Source organism: Halomicronema hongdechloris C2206 (genome assembly GCF_002075285.3).
Lineage (GTDB): Bacteria > Cyanobacteriota > Cyanobacteriia > Phormidesmidales > Phormidesmidaceae > Halomicronema_B > Halomicronema_B hongdechloris.
This window is the reverse complement of sequence record NZ_CP021983.2, coordinates 3450691-3469366: the sequence shown is the minus strand read 5'-3', so window position 1 is coordinate 3469366 and position 18676 is coordinate 3450691. Positions and strand designations below refer to the sequence as shown.

Here is an 18676-nt window from a genome sequence, read left to right as displayed (position 1 = left end):
GTGACGAGTGACGAGTTGTTTGCGGTGGTGCAGGTCTTTCTGATGTTCCGGCTCCCCTTGTTAGGAGTAGGGGCTGGAGGGGAGCTCAATCTCAGGCGGGCAGTGAGTTTGTCGCTCGCATGTTGACGGTGGTCACCTCATTGCAGGCGCAAGAGCACAATGTACTGGAGTTTTTGACCCAAGCGATACATGCAGCACGGTTTGGGCAGGAACCACCTTCCATACTGCCCCAAACCTCGGCAGAGGATGAAACCCTCTTGGCAGCGTAACCCCTGAATCTTTACAACTTTTATTACATTGCGACATATTTATTTGTTAGAAAACATTGAAGGTTGGCCGAAATTTTAATAGGTTTAGGTAGCAGCATGAGAGACAACTTTGTTGAATGATTAATTTCACATTGTCTGAGGTATATCAATCCGAATTTTATGATTCCTTAAGTCAATAAGTTGAAAACTAGGTGCTTTATGTCTTTAGTGATACATCGGTTTGGCAATCAATAGGGAAGCCTCTCTTCATTGCCCAATAAGTACTCTAGGGATTGACAGATGCCTTTTGGCTCTTGACTGTTTGTTTGTTACTGTCTGATTTTTGGCAAGCGACTATTGTTGTCTTGAACAGACCCTGTCTATCTCAAGACAGCGCGATTTAGGTTTGACTGGTTGCTATTTTTGGGCTGCCCCATCAATCTGGTTGTCTTTCTAAAAATTCCTGACTTGCTTGGAGGAAATTTGCAATGGTTGAAATGATCATTCCGGGAACGTATATTACTGTGCGTTCCGAAGGACTGATCTCGGCTGGACGTGTGGCGACAGGCATTGTTGGCATTGTCGGCACTGCTGCCAGTGGTCCCGTTGGTGAACCTGTGACCTTATCCGGTTTTGCCAATGCCCGAGAGGTTTTTGGTCTACCCGATGACTTTGCTCAGCCAGTGGATGGCAGTAATCCCCTGACACTGGTGCGAACTTTGGAGCAGCTTTACAACAATGGGGCATCGAGTGTGGTGGCTGTTCGGGTGGCGGGGAGCAGCCAGTCGAAGGCGACCTATGCTGTGCGCGACAGCAATGGCAACTCGACAGTCAATTTGGTGGCAAAGACACCCGGTACCTGGGCCAACGATCTGCAAATTGAGATAGCCGAAGCAGAGGAGGACTGCCGGATTGAATCGGAGGTTTACGAAGACACGTTTACCGGGCTGAATTATGCCCCCATCGTGCCGTCAGCCGAAAACCAAATCCGGATTTACCGAGGCGTCAGTAAGCTGACGAAACCACTGGACATTGTCTATCAGGAAGGGACAGAAACTAAAACGCCTGAATCGGGACAGGTGGTTGTTACCGTCGAGGATGGTAGCTTGATCTTTGCCACGGGAGAAGCCCCCGATGCAGCCAATGGCGATCGCCTCCTGGCATCTTATCTAGTGGATCAAGCCAGTTGTGTACAGGTCAATTTAGACATTAGTCCCCTAAGCGAGTCCTACACCGTCCCCGATGGCAACTATCTAGCCACCCTAGTCAACCAAACCTCGCTGTTGGTAGACACCACCCCTAACGCAACTGCAGGAGGAAATCTGCCTCAGGTTGGGGTCAATGCCTACTTTGGCACGGGGAGCAATACGCCAGGGAGTAACGGGGCAGAAGCCGCTGCCACGGAATACGGGGAAGGGCTAGCTGTCCTCGCCGATGAGCTGATCAACATTGTGGTATTGGCCGGGCAAGATGCCGAGGCGATGGGGTCGGTGTTGCAAGCCCATCTCAAATCCACCGAGCAAACAGACCATGAGCGAATTGGGGTGATGGGGGCACCCGGAGACACGGTTGCAGAGTTTCTGGGGCATAACATCGCCGACGATCGCCTCATCCTGGTTGCCCCTGGGATGATTACTGTGGACGGGATAGTACTGCCTACCGCCTACACAGCAGCGGCGGTTGCTGGGTTGATTGCCTCTCTGCCCGTACAAACTAGCCTGACCAATAAGCCTTTGATTGTGCCAGGTTTAGCGCTTTCGGCAAATCCGGGGCAGCAGATTCAGTTGATTAAGCGCAACGTGCTGACGGTGATTCCCAAGCTGGGCTATCGGATCGTCAAGGGGCTCACCACAGCGGGCGAAGGCGCCCCCTTTTCAGCCATTCCCACCCGTCGGATCGTGGACTATGCCAAATACGGGGTTCGCTCTGCTGCCAATCCCTACATTGGTCGGCTGAACAATGCGCGGGTACGGGGGGCGCTGAAGGCTACGCTGGATGCCTTCCTAACCCGCATGGTTGAAGATGAGGCTCTGACTGGCTACAGCTTGGAGGTGACGGCAACTCGGGCTCAAGAGATTGCCGGGGAAGTGAATGTGACGATGACGCTGCAGCCAACCTTCAGCATCGACTTTATCCGCGTCACGATGAATCTGAAATAAGTCCCGCTAACGTCCATGAGTCCATTGAGCTAATTATTGAGCCAATTCTGGAGGAGCGATTCACCATGCCCAATGATGTGTTTCGAGCGATCGACGCTGCCCTGGTGCTGGGGGTAGAAGATGCCACCTCTCCGGAGGGGGCGATCGCTGACAGCCTGGTTACCGAATATGACTTGAGTAATGCCGTGGGGCGGTTGCGGAATTTGGCGATCGCCGTTTCCAGCGACCTCAAACCTTTCTATGAAATCGGCAAACGCTACCCCACCCACCTGCGCCCTGGCGTGATTCGGATTTCGGGTCAAGCCGAACGCGCCCATGTGAATGGCGCACTTCTGCGACTGCTGCTAGGAGAAGGGGCTGTCAGCCCGCCACCGGGACCGAATTTCGTCCAGCCCGTTTTCAATATCGTGGCCCGACTCAACGACCCCGCCCGACCGGAGCAAAGCAGCACAGTCACCGTCTTCGGCGTCAAATTTGATAGCTGGAACTACCACATTCCGGGGGATGACTTTGTCATGGAAGCGGTGTCCTTCCAAGCGCTGCGACTCGCCTTTGAGGAGACCTAGAGGAAACCTAACGCATGACTATGGATGCCCTTCGCGATCGAGACATGGCCCAGTGTCTATCGGCCCAAGATTTGCTAGTCGGTAGCCAGGTGATTCATACGGTGGAAATTCCCCCGGCCATTCTGACCCCCAATGCAAATCCGGCAGCTAACGGGTCCCCGGGAATTGTGCGAATTCAGCCCCTAACCCTAATGACAATGACGTTGATCTCGCGGGCTGCCCGAGACGACGCCAGTCTGGTGCCAGTTTTGATGATCAAAGAAGCCGTGGTTGATCCGGCCCTAAGTCTGGAGCAGATTCGCAAAATGCATGTGGGGTTGGTCCATTACCTGGTGCGTCAGGTCAACCTTGTGTCAGGGTTGGGGGCAGATGGGGAAGCCCTGGATGAAACCCTCCAGTCTCCCCTGGGCGAAACTCACCTACGACTGGCCCAGCACTTCGGCTGGACGCCGCAACAGGTTAGCCAACTCACCCCCGGTCAAGTGGCCGTCTATCTGGCCGGCATTGAACGCCTCTTGGCCCTGGAAAATCGGCAGGAGACCTCTACCCCATGACTATTCGCGCCACCCAAGCCCTGTTGACCATCGCCGATCGCTGGTTGCACTTAACCCAGCAATTACTAACCCCGCCTCGCCAAAACGGGTTACCCGAGACCGTGCAAACCTTGCTGAGCGATCCCATCGACCAGCTCTCGGAACAGTTGGTAACCGTGGCCAAGGTAGGACAGCGAGCCGGTCAGACGGGTGACTTCCCAGCAGCGGCTGATCAGACTTCAGCGTGGGGACTCGATCCGAACTGGTCGCTAGTCGATCGTCTCGATCGGCGTCCTAAACGCAAGATGACTGAGACAACTGGCGGAAGAAGAACTGAACAAGCGATCGCCCCTTCCCCCTTACCCGGCTATTTCGCTAATCTCCCCGATCCCGTTTCAGCATCCTCTGAAACCCAGAATTCTGGCTTCAGAACGTTCCAAATAGCGAGTTCTCAGCCCCTTTCCCAAACCGGACTATCCCAAACCAGATCGACGGAATCCCTGGAACTTCGTAGGCCAACGCGATCGCCCGCATTCCCAGTCCCTGCCGAATTTGTACCCCCTGAGCTGTCCTCTAATCCTCCTCCAGCTCAGGCAAACCAGACTAACGCTGCCTACACCGCAGAACTGATGAAAATCAATCGAGCGATCGCTACCCTAAACCTCCAACCCAATCCCCCAAAATCCCCGGATAATCCCACCGATCTCCACCAGTTCACCCCCCCTCAAACCTCTGCCCCAGCAGCCACGAAACAATCTCACCCCACTCATCTCCCCATCTCCCCATCTCCCCATCTCCCCATCCCACAGGAAACCGCGATCCCATCTCCCCCTCATCTCCCCATCCCCCCCACCCTCCACCTCATCCAAAGCCCTGCCCGCATGGGCGCCATCCTCAAAACCCACCTCAATCCCGGTGCATCAAACGGCACCCCAGCCACCCCAGCAACGCCTACCTCGGCTGACAATGTTCCGTCGAGTCCTTCAGCCATGAATGCCCTTGACGACAACCCCGAACAATCCCCAACGCCAGCCCCGGATACTGTCACCGTTAACCCGAGTGAGGCTCCCAGGACGCCAGACCCGGCGGATACCATCGCCGGTGAGTCCCCCAATTGCCCTAGTCTTGACGCCACCGACCTGGATCACATCCTGGCGCATTTAGAAGATCACCTGGCGTTTGAATTTAGCCGCACCTATGGCGTCTCAGGAGAGTAGCTATGGCAGTGGAAATTGGCAGCATCACGCTGACGTCACTCACCCAGGTCTCGGTGCGAGAACAGGCCCGCATTGTGCACCACAGGGTCCCGGGAATGGCAGGAGATCTGGCCCAAACCCTGGGACGGCCTTCGGTCGTGGTGAGGTTGCAAGGGATCTTTTACGGCGATAGGGCCAGTGCCGATTTGCAACAGTTGCGAGAGGCTTATTTGGCCCAGCAACCCGTGGATTTTTTTACTGAAGCGATCGGAGAGGGATATTTCACCCAGGTGTTGATTCGCCAGTTGGCGATCGCCCAACGGGTCCAAACGCCGAACCAGTTCGACTTTAGCTGTGAAGTGGTGGAGTATATCGAACCGCCGGAGCCCGCCACCGCCTCTCCCTTGGATGCCCTGGACACAGGGCTGGTGGGGGAAGCCACAGACTTTATGGACGGCGTGCAAGATACCTTAGCCCAGGTGTCTGAGCTGACGACGCTGTTGAACTTGCCAGACTTTGGGGACCCGACGGAACCCCTGAGTCACTTGCTGGATGACTACGTGGAGGTAGCTGAATCGGGAAAATCTGCCTTGCAAAATCTGAGTGACTTGTTCTAACCCACGATGCCCATGCTTGCCCCCAGCTTTTCGATCACCCTTGGTAGCGTCACGTCCACGACAGCGACGCCGATTGGCGGTCCCACAGCCCTCACCGTGGAACGGGATATGGATATTCCCACCGATGGATTGCGGTTGCAGTTGAGCGATCGCGTGGACATCAACCTGGGGGAGGCGGTAGTGGTGAACCTGGGGCATGACGGCGAAGAAGAGACGGTCTTCACGGGAACGGTAATCACCCTGCGGCCCAGCTTGGCAGGGGTGGAACTGCGGGCGATCGGCAAACTGAACCAACTGCTCACGCTGCGAACCGCCGCCCAGTTTGAAGACCAGAGTGCAGGCAGCATTGCCCAGGATTTGATCGATCAGGCCGGATTGACGGCAGGTACGGTGGATCAAGGCCCGGTCTTGCCGCGCTATACCGTGGATCAACGGTTGAGTGGCTTTGCCCATTTGCGAAATCTAGCCGATCGCCTGGGCTACGAACTCTATGGCGATCGCCAGGGGCAGGTGCAGTTCCATGCCCTGGGGGCAGTGGCCAATCTCGACAGTGGCCTGGGGGGGATTGGGGGTGCCGTCACAGCTTTAACTGGCGGCGGCGCAGAAACCTACCAGTTTTGGTCAGCATTTGCTGGCTGCCCGGGCCCAGCGACACCCCCCACCTGGGGCGCGATCGCCATCGGTGGGGAAAGTCCCATGTCTCGCCAGGGAGACACCACAGCTCACTGGTTGACGACCAACACAACCGACCATCGGGGGGAAGCTGGAACGGGAGCATCGTCGTTGCTGTTGCTGGATCCGGTGGCCCGTACCCAGGATCTAGCCAATCGGATCGCGGCAGGACGATGGGCGATCGCCACCCGACGGCTGCATGAAATTAGCTTCACTGTGCTGGGGCGACCCCAAGTGGAATTGGGGGACACCCTCACCATCCGTGGCAATGCCGATGACTTGCTGAACCAAGGGGGCTATGTGCGAGCTTTGCGCCATCGTGTAAGTAAAACTTTGGGCTTTGTCACCGACCTGCGGATTGCCGTGGAGGTGGCCCCATGAGTCGTTTACTGGAGATTATTCGCAGTGTGGTTCGCCAAGAACTGGCCCAGCAGCGAGGCAGTGTGTTGGGGGTGGTGACGACCGTCTTTCCCCACACCGCCGCAGACGATGACTTTAATTACGAAGCCAATGTCCAGCTCAAACATGAAGCCCTGGAACTGCGTAAAGTCCCCCTGGCCGTCAACCACGTGGGCGTAGCTACGCCGCCCCGAGTGGGAGATTTGGTGCTGGTGCAATTTATTAACGGTGACCTCAACCAACCCGTGATTACCGGACGGTTTTACCATGCCGACGAACGTCCACCGCTGCATCAAGAAGATGACCTTTTATTCGAACAGCGGGTCCCCGATGGCACACTTAATCAATTGCGATTCACTTCAGATGGCACAATTTATCTGCAGCGAGACGTGACCAAACCCGAAGACAATAGCGAAGCTAAAACCAGCCTCAAAATTGATGGGGTCAGCGGCGATTTGGAAATCAAATCGGGTGAAATTGCTATCGTGATTACCAATGACACGGACATTCAAATTATGGCAGATGGCAAACCGATTGACGTCACTTGCGACACGTTCACGATCAATGGCGATTTGGTGGTTTCCAATGGGGCCAACAGCACTACCATTAGCGGCAATGAAATTACGGGGGGATGATGGCAGATTTACACCTTTCCAACCTGTTAAATCTCAAAGGCAATCTCAAGTTGGTTGCCAGCAGTGGGGGATTGCTCAAAGTCAACGGCGTGGAAGCTTTGGTAGAAGTCTCGCGAGGACAAGCCGGACAGTCCCACGGCTTAGCGCCATCCCCCGTCCCCATCCCGCCGCCCCCGGCAGCCCCGTCAGAACCGGGATTAGATGTTTGGATTTTCAAATCTTTTAACGCCACAGTGACGATTAACGACAAAAAAATCATCACCCAAGGGATGTGTGCCCAAGGCGATCCAGGTAAAGCCTCTTGGCCCGGAATGGTGCAGCAAAGTCTCAATAATCCGGGGGTAAAAATCAACAGTATTCCCATTAATGTGGTGGGCGATTTGGGGGTGATTTTGCCAACCGGCGCCCCTGTTTCATTTACCCAGCATCGGCAACAGTAATTGGCGGCAGTTAAGGTTCATGGGTGAGAATTTATGGCCTCGGTTCAACTGGCAATTGAAACTCCCAAAGATGGCGATCGCTTTAGTGGCAATGCACCGATTACGTTTCGGGGCAGCATCACTGAACTGCCGACAGAACTTGCTGGCGTTCCTCTCTACTACCGTTGGTTTTCTAGTTTGTTTCCAGCGGCGGAAGATCGCTATTCCATCAACCCCACCGCCCTCAGCGATCCCACCCAGACGTACAATCCCACCACGGATGGGTTTACACCGGGGCCGGGGACTCACGTGATTACCTTGGGAGTGAGTGACCAAGCCGGAGAAGATCAAGCGGCCCAAAACGCCACTCAACACGGCGGCGTGACTGGCGGCGCGGCGGGGGCAGGTAAATGTGTGGTGCATGTGCTCAAAGCCAACTCGATTACGCCCCAGTCCGGCGGCAGCTTGAGTCGGACCCAGGGGCGCTTGGAAGCCGAGGCACCGTTGCACTGGGGCAGGCTCAAGTCCGGTTCTACCGACGAGTTTGAACTCAATCCGGACTATCACCAACTGAATCGGTTGCGTTACCGCTGGCGGTTTGAAATCCGCGATCGCTCGGGCAATGCAGTGGTCATTCCGTTTGAGCCCAAATTCCAGGACTTGGCGTTTGACATCAAAAATTCGCTGCCCGTGGTTCGCTACGAAGGGCCTTTGCCGCTCACCCAGGACGGCCCCTATACGCTGACGCTGCGGGTAGAAGACATGGAAGTCGCCAGCTTTGGACATGACGTCACCCTTTCGATCACAGTAGGGAGGTAGGGCCACCATGACAGTGCCGCGCGAAAGATTATTTGGCAGTGATTTGCGGTTGAGCGATCGCGCCCCCGGGCTAGATTTTGTGCCTAGTCTCCGACACGATTTAGACCTGGCCGTGGGCAATGACAACATTGTACAGGCCCTGATTTTGCGGTTGCGGATTCGTCAGGGAGAACTTGCCCCCCTGGGTTGGCCTAACTATGGCTCACGGCTGCATGAGCTGATCGGAGAAGCCAATAGCCCCCGCACCCACGCCCGACTGATGGCCTATGCCAGAGCGGCGATCGAAGCAGACCCGAGGGTTTTGGAAATTGAGGCGATCGCGGCCACGGTGCTCCCCGGTGAACGGCAGGTGGTGCGGTTGCAGATGGAGATTCAGCTGATTGAACAACCCCATCCCCTCAATTTGGTTCACGATATCGATCTGGAGGCGTCATGATTGATCTTGGACATCCCTTCTCCCGCGCCTACGAAGAGTTAATTACCGCGCTGGAAACCCAGATTCGCGAGGGGGTCGAGCAGCCCGATCGACAACAAATTATTTTCCAAAGCGATGTTAATACCTATCCTCTACCCGCCAACACCTATGCCTTGCTCAAAGTCAGTGGCCGACTAGAGGGCAATATTGTCACGTTTGCCCTGGGCCAAGACTACCGCTTCGACGCAGCGAATACCCAACTGGTCTGGCTGCAAGACCCGGTCGATGGCGATACCCCTCGCCATCCCGAAGCGGGCACCCGCTTTGAGGTGGAATATACCTACCGGGAGCAACCCGCCGGGTTGACGGACTTCAACCCTGGTAGTGTTTTGGGGACGTTGGTGCGGGCCTTCGCCCGGGAGTTAAAGCTGCTTTACGAGCAGATGGATCAAGCCTATCGTCGGGCCTTTATTGACGAAGCCACGGGTGCCGCCTTAGATAATGTGGTGGCGTTGCTGGGAGTGACCCGAAATCTGGCACTGCAGGCCAAGGGGGAAGTGACCTTTTTCCGTCAACAGGCGGCAAATCAAACGGTGACGATTCCCGCGGGTACCCGAGTCGCCGATGAAAGTGGTCGGACGTTCATCACCTTGGCCGAGGCGGTTATTCCGCTGGAAACCGATGAGTTTAAGGCCCAAACCAACGGCATTGTACGGGTAAACCACCAGATTTCTGAGCTAGTTGGCATCTGGCCCCAAGATGCCAACCCCGAGACTGACCCCACCTTAACCACTGAGGCCACTGCCCCGGATTTGCCCTTTGGCGAAGACGAAAAGACGATTACCCTGGCCCCCGGCGTTCGGCCTGTGGGCACCTTGCGCATTCGCTACCGTCCCAAGAGCGTCATGGTGGAGGTTGAGGCGGTTGAACCGGGGCCGGATGGCAATGTCAACAGCGGGGCGATCGCCATCATGCCGACGCCGCCCACCGGGGTCGATGGGGTGACCAACGAAGCAGCCATCAGCGGCGGCCAAGACCCAGAGGCAGATGACTCATTGCGGGAACGGGCCAAGCATGAGTTAGAACGATCGGGTAACGCCACCCTCAACGCGATTAAATATGCCGTGTTGGATGTGGACGGGGTCGAAGGGGTGGAAGTCATGGACCACAGCGTGGACGATTCCATTCCCTTGGGGGAAGTGCGGGTGCGCTACTCCGGTGGCGACTCTGAGACCATTCGCCAAACGGTGAATCAAACCCGTGCCGCTGGCATCCTGGCTCAGATCGAGTCCATTACTCAAATTCTGATTTCGGGGACATTCTATCTCATTCCCGAACCCAACGCCCCAGACAGCGCTGGCAGCAGCTTCCGGTCTGCGGTGCTGACGGCCATGCAAGCGCTGACGATCGGCCAATCTCTCTCCCTGCGTCGCCTCAACGCCTTGGCCTATGGCATCCCTGGGTTAGCTGATGTGGCCGAAGCCCAGCTCAATCACGATCGCCCTGACAGCGAGGACCCGACGGTTCAAGATCCCTTCTTGGCCCAGTCTACGGAGCTGATCCGACCCGACCTAGACAATCTGCAAGTCCAGTTCCTCAAGGCAATCCAAGTTGCCATCGCAGAACGGGCCAGCGGCAGCGGCAATCTCGAGCTGACGCTTGAACTGAGCGATCGCAACGATGCCACCGTTCGCTTCCGCCAGTTTTCCCTCAACCTCAGCATCACGGTGATGGGCCGTCTCGCCGCAGATCAACCGCCTGAACGACTCTCGACGTCAACGCCGCTGTTAACCTTTGCGGAGGCCTCCACCGCGCCGCTGACTCTGCCCAGTGACAGTCGCTGGGATGATTACGCCTTGCTCGATCTCACCATTCAGGCCGCTGCCTATCCCGGCTTGCAACCTGCTCGCCATACCCTGAGTCTTTCATAACCGCCGCGTATGTCGTACAAAACCGACAAACTGGTTGACCTGTTCCCCGATGCCTATGCCGCCAGGGACACAGAATCCCTGCTGTATAAACTGCTGGATGCGATCGGGGCCGAATTTATGGCGGCGGACGAAGCCCTCAAGCGGTTACTCAAGTCTCACTGGATCGATTATGCTGACGGGGCTGCCCTCGATGGCTTAGGGGCAATCTACGGGGTAACTCGTCGGCGCTTGCGGAATGGCACTTTAGAAACCGACGCAGCCTTTCGACTGCGGCTGAAATCAATTGTGGCCTTGTTTACCGGCGGGGGCACCGTCGCAGCCGTCAAACGGGCAGTGCGTTCTGCCTTGGGCCTTCCCCTCGACCTCGATCAGCTGACGCTGCCGCCTGAATTTGAAGGGCTGCGGGAAGAGCTCAAACGTCTGGTGAGCGTTCGAGAATTTTCCCCCAATGTGGTTCGGTTTATTCCCCGACCTGACGAGATTGTACAAACCGTCGAGGGGGCCAGCGAACTGATCCTGCGGGTTGATATTTCGACCACAGAAAACGCCCAACCCGAGATCCGTTGGAAATTTACCAAAGGCAGTGGACGTCGCCTGACCCTGGAGCAGATCCAAGTCGGCAACGGACCCCCGGCAGGGATTCGCGCCACCGATGATTTGGTGGTACAGACGGGGCAAACCTTGGTGCTAGCCAATGGGGAAAATGGTCAATTGAATGCGCTGCTAGAGCAAACACCATCGGTGCAGACCAATGTTTCAACCTTTTTCACGAATCTGGATGGCAGCCGTCCTGCCGCCTTGCCGGAGGTTTCGACGGGCAGTAGCGAGTGGAAGTTTCGGGCCCAAAGTGGATTATTTGGCATCAGCGCTTTTGATACCGACAGCTTTGACTTGCCAGATTTTACCGGGGAGTTGGTGTTAATCGAGCGCCAACGGCTGTCTTTTGATGTGTATGTTCCCTACTTCCTCCAGCAGTTTGTTCAAGATCTCAAACAACGCTACGGCTATAGCGGCAACCTGTTTGTGTTTGAAGGGCTACATCCTGACCAAATTCAAACGGTGGTCAATCAAACTAAGGCGGCAGGCGTCCGGGGCAATGTCTATTTTTCACTCAATTTCTTGGAGAACCATAATCCCCGCGAAGCGCTGACGCTAATGGGGGACCATCGAGCGGTTGAGGATGCCAATGTCTTAGACAGCTTAGCCGTGGGCAGTCTTAATCGGGACGTGGAATCCCACATGGTGATCGAAAAATTTGTCATGGGAGGTGTGTTTAATGTTGCGACATTTGATACTCACTACGGATTTCTGTAGGGATTGAGTGTTGTTATCCAGGCGCTTAGAACTTAATCGATGACAATGGCTAGGAACAGAGCATATGACTTAAGTATTCAGACTGATTCTGCCTTTTGCCTTTTGCCTTCTGCCTTTCGCTATATCTTGGATAAAGCCCTATGAGTTTGGAGTAAATGTTGATGGAAGAACGGCTGAATATGCGTGGACAATTGATCCTGAGCTTATCTGATCGCTCGGGACAGATGATTCACCAACAACATCCCAAAAATCGTATCGTTTTGTCAGGACGACGACTGGTTGCCCAACTCTTTGGTGGTGTTGAAAGTGGTGTGCCAGCTCCTAAAAAAATCACCCAAATGGCCGTGGGCACCGATGGGACAGATCCCAACGATGATCAGACCAATCTATTAGCTGAGCGTAGCCGCAAAGCGATCGCTCAAATTTCCTATGAAGAGACCTTAGAAGCCGGAGTAAAACGGTTACAAGCCTCTATCACCGCAGAATTTAACTTTGAAGAAGCCAACGGCGATGACCCCCTACGCGAAGCCGCCATCTTGAATGAAGATGGCGTCATGTACAACCGGGTCGTGTTTGAACCCGTCACCAAAACTAATGCCTTTAAACTGACGTTGCTCTGGCGCGTTGTATTTTAGAACCCTGAGGAAATTACCATGCCGTTTACACCCAACCCACCGTTTCCAAAATCCAAAGGGGATGCCCTGCGGTCTGACGATTGGAACCAATTAACCCAAGAAGTCCAACGGTTAGACACTGACAAACTGAATAAAGCCGGTGATCTGATTGATGGTTCCTTGACCATATCGGGATCTTTGGCAATTGGCAGAAAGTCCCCCCAAGCGCCTCTCCATCTTGCCGGTGGCAACTGGGATGTCAGTAACACCGAAGGCGATTTGAAAATTGGGGACGACACCTATCGGCTCAAAGTTGGTGTTGCCACCGCCGGCGGTGGCGCTGGCGATGTGCGAATTCGCGCCCAAGGGGGAACCAATCGCTTGCTGTTGGGAAGTGGCAAGGATGACGTGCTCACTGTACAAAATGCCAATGTTGGAATCGGCACCATAACCCCCGACGCGAAATTGACCGTCGCGGGAGCGCTGAAATTTTCAGGGGACGGTACGCTGATCTTTTATCAGACTAACGAGTCTGGTACCCCCAACGGTGACGGATTCAGATTTCGGTATGACGAAACTTTCTTTGGAAGTACCCGAGATGCATTAGTGATTGAAAAAACCGATGGGAATAGTACAGACCCGGATGGTGGAATTGCCTTTGTTAATACGGGTAATGATGGCACTGTAGAAACGTCACTGGCTATTCGGGGAGATGGTCGTGTGGGCATTGGCACCACAAATCCAGCAGCGCGATTACATATCGAGGACACGGCACAGATTGGCGCAACCAACAGCACCAATGGTCGATTGACGATTTACGGAACAGGTAATAATGCCTCAGCTGCGGGAGCACTGACCATTCGGTCGGGATCTAGCACTTCAACCCAGCTTTTTCTAGACCGCAACGAAGTTAACTGTCAAGACAATACTTTATATCTCAATTTTTGGTCCAACAAACAAGTTCGAGTGGGGAGAAGCGCCTCTGGCGCTGGTGGTATGTATGTCTATGGCAATCTCCATGCCACTGGCAATATTACGGCGGGAGGCAATAAGTCCGGATATGTCACCGATCGCTTCATAAACCAATCGGGAGACTTATTAGATGCGGGGGATGTGGTTGTTCTGGGCACCAGTTCAACCGGGGTGTTTTATGGCAAAAACGATGCCATTCCTGTACCGGAAGTAGACCTAACGACAAATGCTTACGACCATAGAGTTTGTGGCATTGTGGCAGAAATTGTGGTGGAGGAACCGCCTGAAGCGCCTGAGGCAGCCTTGGCTGATCGTTCAGATTTGCAAAACACGAACTATGACGATGGCATTAAGCGACTGCAGGTGTTTTCTCCAGAAGAGGTTGACAAAATGGATCTGGAAAAAGTGGAAGCAGGGCAGTTTGGAAATATGGTAACTTTGGGCTGTTTTGCTTACTGCAAAGTTGATGCCGATATCGCACCGATTGAAGTGGGTGATCTACTCACCACCAGTCCAACTAAAGGACATGCCCAAAAGGTTTTACATCCGGAAAAAGCGATGGGAACGGTTTTGGGTAAAGCGCTAGCTACTCTATTTAAAGGGAAAGGGAAAATTCCGGTGTTGGTAATGCTTCAGTAGTCCAGATTGCAGGGCGAAAGTCTAATCCAGATTGCGGGGCGATCGCCTTTCACCCTTTCAAAGACGTTAGTGAGATCGATATCGATTATGAAAGAGCAAATTCGGCAACGCTTGAAAGAACTGCAAACGGAATTTGAATCGGGCCAAAAAGTGATGGCTGAACTAGAGGCCAAACAGACCAATCTTCGCGATACCCTGCTGCGAATTAGTGGCGCGATTCAGGTCTTAAAGGAAGAGTTAGACAAAGTCGAGTCCGAGACTCAGGCACCTGCGTTTTCCCCAGATGAGGCAGGCAATGGCAGCCCGCCCGAAAATGCGCCATCGCTGGATAGCGTGCGGTAAACCACTGTTCACAGAGGTCTGGCCATGACTGGCAATTTAGCTACGGCGATCGCCACCTTGATGCAAACCGCCCTGCCAACGTTGTTTTCCGGGGAACCACCGCCTGTGCAACTGAGGGTCGTGAGCGAGGGGTTTGACATCAGTTCCGAGGTAAAAGAGAGCCTCGCCAGTGAACCCCGTTCAGACGATCGCAGCGATACCCTCGATTTTGACGCCAACTCGCCGGAAGGACCCTACACGTTAACCCAACCGCCCTATCCGGGACCTCGCCGGGTGTGGTTAGTCACAGCAACGGGCGATCGCAGTGCCCTGCGCAATGACGAGGTGATGTGGGACCCGTTGTCTCGTCAGTTTTCGTTGGCCTTGTCCGCCAACCGCGACCTCAGCAGCGTCACAAATCTGCAAGTGCTCTACGGAGTCAGCGCCATTTTTATCCAGATCAAAGCCACCCAAACGCTGAAGCTGGAATTGCAGTCTACCGCCGAAACAACCCTGGATCAGGCCGAAGCGTTGGCGATTGCGGTGATTGAACTCAACCGCCAGCCGTTGATCGAAGCAGCCCAGGCCCTCTACGAAGCCGGAGACTATGGAGCTGCCATCACCGTTAAACAATTCAACCTGCTCGGGAGCACCCCGATCGCCAGTGACCAGCGACAACTGACCTTGGATGCCGAATTTGAACTCAAAGCGACGCGGGCCTTGGGCGAAGACGAAGGCGTGCCGATCGAACGAATTTTGTCAGCCGGGCAGCCGAGCCCGGGCGATCGCCCCATTGATGTTCACATTGGTCTAGAGGTTTAGTCATGGCAAACGGCATTCTTTCCCAACTGCCAAGCTTAACCAGCGCTATTGACGCCCAGGAAACACTGACAAATGGATTTTCTACCCTGACGGCCACCCTACCAGACGACACCAGCAGCTTGATCGCGCCCCTGACGACCGGACTCGGGTCTTTGGCAGAGGCCATTCCCGACGAACCAGCGGCCTTGGTAGCCCCCTTAGAAACCAGCTTCGATCAGTTTCTCGAGCAGCTTTCGGCAGGGCAAATCCCCGCCATTCAAACCTTCCAAGCCCAGTTCACAGAAGTCTTCGACATCCTGGCTCCCCTCCAGGATGTTTTGGCTTCCGCCGATGGCCTGCGGGATTTGCGCGATGTCGTGTTCGAACAAGCGGGAGATCCTATTTCCTTGGTGAATAGCCTGATTGCCGAGTTCAACACGCTGATCCCGACAGAATCTTTGGAAGTGTTGCAGACCTTCGTCAATACGTTGCAAACCTTTGAAGCCAATCTGCCCAGCGATCCGACAGAGGTCGCGACGTTTTTGGCCCAGAGTTTTCTCGGCGTACCCCTCGACCTGCTGGCCGCCCCCCTAAGTCTGGTAGAGGGCATGCAAGCAGACATCGCCGGGTTGCTGGATGCGACTCAAGTGGAGGCATTTGAGACTGCGTTGCAAACCACAGCCACCCAATTTCGGACCTTGGCTACCCAATTGAGAACGCTGGATTTAACCGATGCTGCTGCCTACCCAAGCCTGCAAACGGGGGTCACCGCAGCTCAAGGCCATCTGACCGGAGTGCAAACCCAATTAACCCAGTTGGTCAACGACTTTCAGACCGGATTGTCTAGCTTGAACGTGGAAGGCTTGAACGACAATTTGCAGCAGACTCTGGAAAACGTTCCCGAGGTCAAAGTGGCCCAGGTGGATGATTTTTTGCAACTGGTGCTGACGCCGATTCAACAGATCACCGCTCGGCTGGATGCCCTGACGCCAGAAGCGTTGACCCAACGGTTGAGAGATGCCAACAGCTATCTGGACGACGTGATTCAAGGGCAGGGATTCGATGAAATCCAGGCGGGACTGCTTAAGCCCTTTAACGCCATCGGGGAGGCGATCGCCAGTTTGAATTTAGACCAGTTTCGGGATGCGATCGCAGATTTCTTTGGCACCCTCGGGGATGGCATCACCAGCATCACCTCCCAAACTGATGGCGTGAAAACTGCGATTCAAGCCGCCTGCGACCAGATCGACTCAGTGCTCGCAAGCCTTGAAACGGGGGGCGATCAGGTCGAAACCCTGATTTCCGACGTGGGAACAGCGATCGAATCGGCGATCGCCGCCATTCCCCTTGAAGCCTTTCGCGATCAGGTGATGAATCTGCTGAATCAGGTGCAGGGGTTGATCGCCAGTTTTGGCCCGGTCCTCGACGATGCCCTGGATCAGGTCAGCGGCTTGATTGGACAGTTAGAAGACATTGATTTCCGTCAGTTTGCCGAACCGATTATCGAAGCCATTCGCAGTTTGGAAGCAACACTGGAGTCGATCAATGAAAATTTGCTATCGGAAGCTGAATTGAGTGCTTTTCGAGTTAGCGCCGGAGTCCTGTCGAACATCGACCTTGGCCCTGTCCGCACCGAAATTCTCAATACTTTTGATCAAGTCCATCCCGGTAATTTGGTGAATGAACTGCTCGCCAAATATCAGGCGCTCACGGATAAACTGGCTGACTATAATCCGGCCAATTTGCTAACGCCCCTAGCAGAACCGTTTAATCACGTCAAAAGCACCTTGGATCAGTATAATCCCGCGACATTGATTGATCCGGTGCTGGACCAGATTGAGTCATTTACCCAACAGTTAGGGGGGCTGGATCAACTGATAACGCAAGCGATCGCCCCTTTAACACAACTCTTTGAAGCGCTCCAGCAGGCAATGGCAGATCTTTCTCCCAGTCAGCTTTTGACACCGCTAACCCAGCAGTTTGCCAATATCATGGCGCTGTTTGACAAGTTAGACATTACCCCGTTTCTAGATGAACTTGAGGGGATGTTTAGCCAATGGCTGCAGCAAGCGTTGGGGGGACTCCAAAATGTCGGAGATGGGTTTAACAGTGCCGGTGATCTGAAGACTTATCTAGACCCAGATACGCCCGACCCGGCAGATGACACCCTAGGATTTATGCCAGGGGATATTCTCCGTCCGGTCGAAGATGTTTACAACAAAGTTGTTGGAGCTTTAACCCAAATTCCTGAAGCCACCTTAGTCGATGCTTTTAATCATCTAAAGGGCCAATTTGTGGAGGCTTTAGCGACGATCGCTCCCCTCAATCTCTCCGCCCAAATTGCCTCGGATTTACAACAACAACTGGCCCGCTTTGACTTTACCCAACGGTTCGATCTCGTCGCCGATGTTTACAGTGCCTACGGGGAACTGCTGTTGGCTTTGGATAGTATCGATATAGTACAAGTGCCCGCCGCCTTGCAAACCGACTATTTCCAAATTGCCGGAACAATTCCCAGCCTCAATCCAGACTTGACCCTGGCTGACTTTCGCCCCACATTCCAAAGTCTCAATCGCAACACCCTACGCCTGACCACTGGCTTGAATGTGGGCAAATTGGCGGCTGCGTTTGGTCCTTTGAGTGAACAGTTAACCGGGCTGATTCCGCCTTTTCTGCAAGAAACACTAAGTCTGGAGAATATTCAGGCCCACCTTGAAATCCTCAATCCGGGACGATTGGCGGACGAAGTCAACCAAGTGTACGAACAATTTGCCGTGAAAACAGCCCAGTTTGGCGATGTCTTTGTGGCCGAGTTACCCCCCATTCTCGATCGCTTGAGTGCCAACACCACGGGCTTTTTACCCACGCTTCTGAAGCAAGCCTTTGGCGAAATCTACAATCCGCTCAAGGCTCAGCTCGAAGCCCTCAATCCGGCGGGAATCATTGCCGATTTAGAGGCTGACGTGTACACACCGTTGGTGACGGCTTTGGACAGTCTCCATCCGGATACCCTTCTGGCCGAACTGGACCTGAGCAGCAAAACCCAGGGATTTACGAACATCATTGACGGCATTATTACCAGTCTTAGGGGGTTGCAAACTACCATTTCTGAGCAGTGGGGCGAGATCCTATCGGCACTCGACCTGCTCAATCCGCTCAATCTACAAGCGCCCCTCAATGATGCCTTTGAACAGATTCGCCTAGCCACCACCCTTGACCCCCAAGACATTCTCGACCAACTCGATCGGCTGGTGGCGCACATTCGGGAAGATCTGGAACGGGTATTGTTGGATGTCGAGACGGCTTTGTCTGAAATGCTGGCTGCGGCTCCAACTTAGGCGACCGGGAAAGGCTCTAACCTTTGGCCCCGACCCCCAGCTCTGATACCAATAACGCAATTTTTAAT

General features: G+C 54.4%; 17 protein-coding genes. All 17 read left to right on the top strand.

Going from position 1 to position 18676, the window contains the following annotated elements:
* The first annotated feature begins 736 nt into the window (after positions 1-736).
* The 17 genes from XM38_RS15760 (at position 737) to XM38_RS15680 (ending at position 18608) form a co-directional block, all read left to right on the top strand.
* Positions 737-2407, top strand: a complete 1671-nt coding sequence (locus XM38_RS15760; RefSeq protein ID WP_088430341.1) for a phage tail sheath C-terminal domain-containing protein — start codon at positions 737-739, stop codon at positions 2405-2407.
* A gap of 65 nt (positions 2408-2472) precedes the next feature.
* Complete coding sequence (locus XM38_RS15755) at positions 2473-2973, top strand: hypothetical protein (RefSeq protein ID WP_080804971.1); 501 nt, start codon at positions 2473-2475, stop codon at positions 2971-2973.
* A 14-nt stretch (positions 2974-2987) separates the two neighbouring features.
* A complete protein-coding gene (locus XM38_RS15750) occupies positions 2988-3527 on the top strand; it encodes a hypothetical protein (RefSeq protein WP_137455141.1) in 540 nt (179 codons plus the stop codon).
* Positions 3524-4723 (top strand): hypothetical protein, encoded by a 1200-nt coding sequence (locus XM38_RS26050; protein ID WP_080804967.1) that lies wholly within the window; start codon positions 3524-3526, stop codon positions 4721-4723. Before XM38_RS15750 ends, XM38_RS26050 begins: the two co-directional genes overlap by 4 nt.
* Positions 4724-4725: 2 nt before the next feature.
* Complete coding sequence (locus tag XM38_RS15740) at positions 4726-5319, top strand: DNA circularization N-terminal domain-containing protein (protein ID WP_080804965.1); 594 nt, start codon at positions 4726-4728, stop codon at positions 5317-5319.
* Positions 5320-5331: 12 nt separating this feature from the next.
* Complete coding sequence (locus XM38_RS15735) at positions 5332-6372, top strand: hypothetical protein (RefSeq protein WP_088430335.1); 1041 nt, start codon at positions 5332-5334, stop codon at positions 6370-6372.
* Positions 6369-7025 (top strand): phage baseplate assembly protein V, encoded by a 657-nt coding sequence (locus XM38_RS15730; RefSeq protein WP_080804958.1) that lies wholly within the window; start codon positions 6369-6371, stop codon positions 7023-7025. Before XM38_RS15735 ends, XM38_RS15730 begins: the two co-directional genes overlap by 4 nt.
* Positions 7022-7465, top strand: a complete 444-nt coding sequence (locus tag XM38_RS15725; RefSeq protein WP_080804956.1) for a hypothetical protein — start codon at positions 7022-7024, stop codon at positions 7463-7465. The genes XM38_RS15730 and XM38_RS15725 overlap by 4 nt, the downstream gene beginning before the upstream one ends.
* Positions 7466-7498: 33 nt before the next feature.
* A complete protein-coding gene (locus XM38_RS15720) occupies positions 7499-8263 on the top strand; it encodes a hypothetical protein (protein WP_088430333.1) in 765 nt (254 codons plus the stop codon).
* A gap of 7 nt (positions 8264-8270) precedes the next feature.
* Positions 8271-8699 (top strand): GPW/gp25 family protein, encoded by a 429-nt coding sequence (locus XM38_RS15715; RefSeq protein WP_088430331.1) that lies wholly within the window; start codon positions 8271-8273, stop codon positions 8697-8699.
* A complete protein-coding gene (locus XM38_RS15710) occupies positions 8696-10609 on the top strand; it encodes a baseplate J/gp47 family protein (protein WP_088430329.1) in 1914 nt (637 codons plus the stop codon). Before XM38_RS15715 ends, XM38_RS15710 begins: the two co-directional genes overlap by 4 nt.
* A 9-nt stretch (positions 10610-10618) precedes the next feature.
* Entirely contained in the window at positions 10619-11923 is a 1305-nt protein-coding gene (locus tag XM38_RS15705) for a hypothetical protein (RefSeq protein WP_080804949.1), read from the top strand.
* Positions 11924-12084: 161 nt separating this feature from the next.
* Complete coding sequence (locus XM38_RS15700) at positions 12085-12558, top strand: phage tail protein (RefSeq protein WP_137455139.1); 474 nt, start codon at positions 12085-12087, stop codon at positions 12556-12558.
* 18 nt (positions 12559-12576) lie between these two features.
* Complete coding sequence (locus tag XM38_RS15695) at positions 12577-14148, top strand: hypothetical protein (protein WP_088430327.1); 1572 nt, start codon at positions 12577-12579, stop codon at positions 14146-14148.
* An 87-nt stretch (positions 14149-14235) separates the two neighbouring features.
* A complete protein-coding gene (locus tag XM38_RS15690; protein WP_080804942.1) occupies positions 14236-14490 on the top strand; it encodes a hypothetical protein in 255 nt (84 codons plus the stop codon).
* Positions 14491-14514: 24 nt separating this feature from the next.
* The gene (locus XM38_RS15685) at positions 14515-15291 is read left to right on the top strand and encodes a hypothetical protein (protein ID WP_088430325.1); all 777 of its coding nucleotides are present in this window, start codon (positions 14515-14517) and stop codon (positions 15289-15291) included.
* A 2-nt stretch (positions 15292-15293) separates the two neighbouring features.
* Positions 15294-18608, top strand: a complete 3315-nt coding sequence (locus tag XM38_RS15680) for a hypothetical protein (protein ID WP_080804939.1) — start codon at positions 15294-15296, stop codon at positions 18606-18608.
* Positions 18609-18676 lie beyond the last annotated feature (68 nt).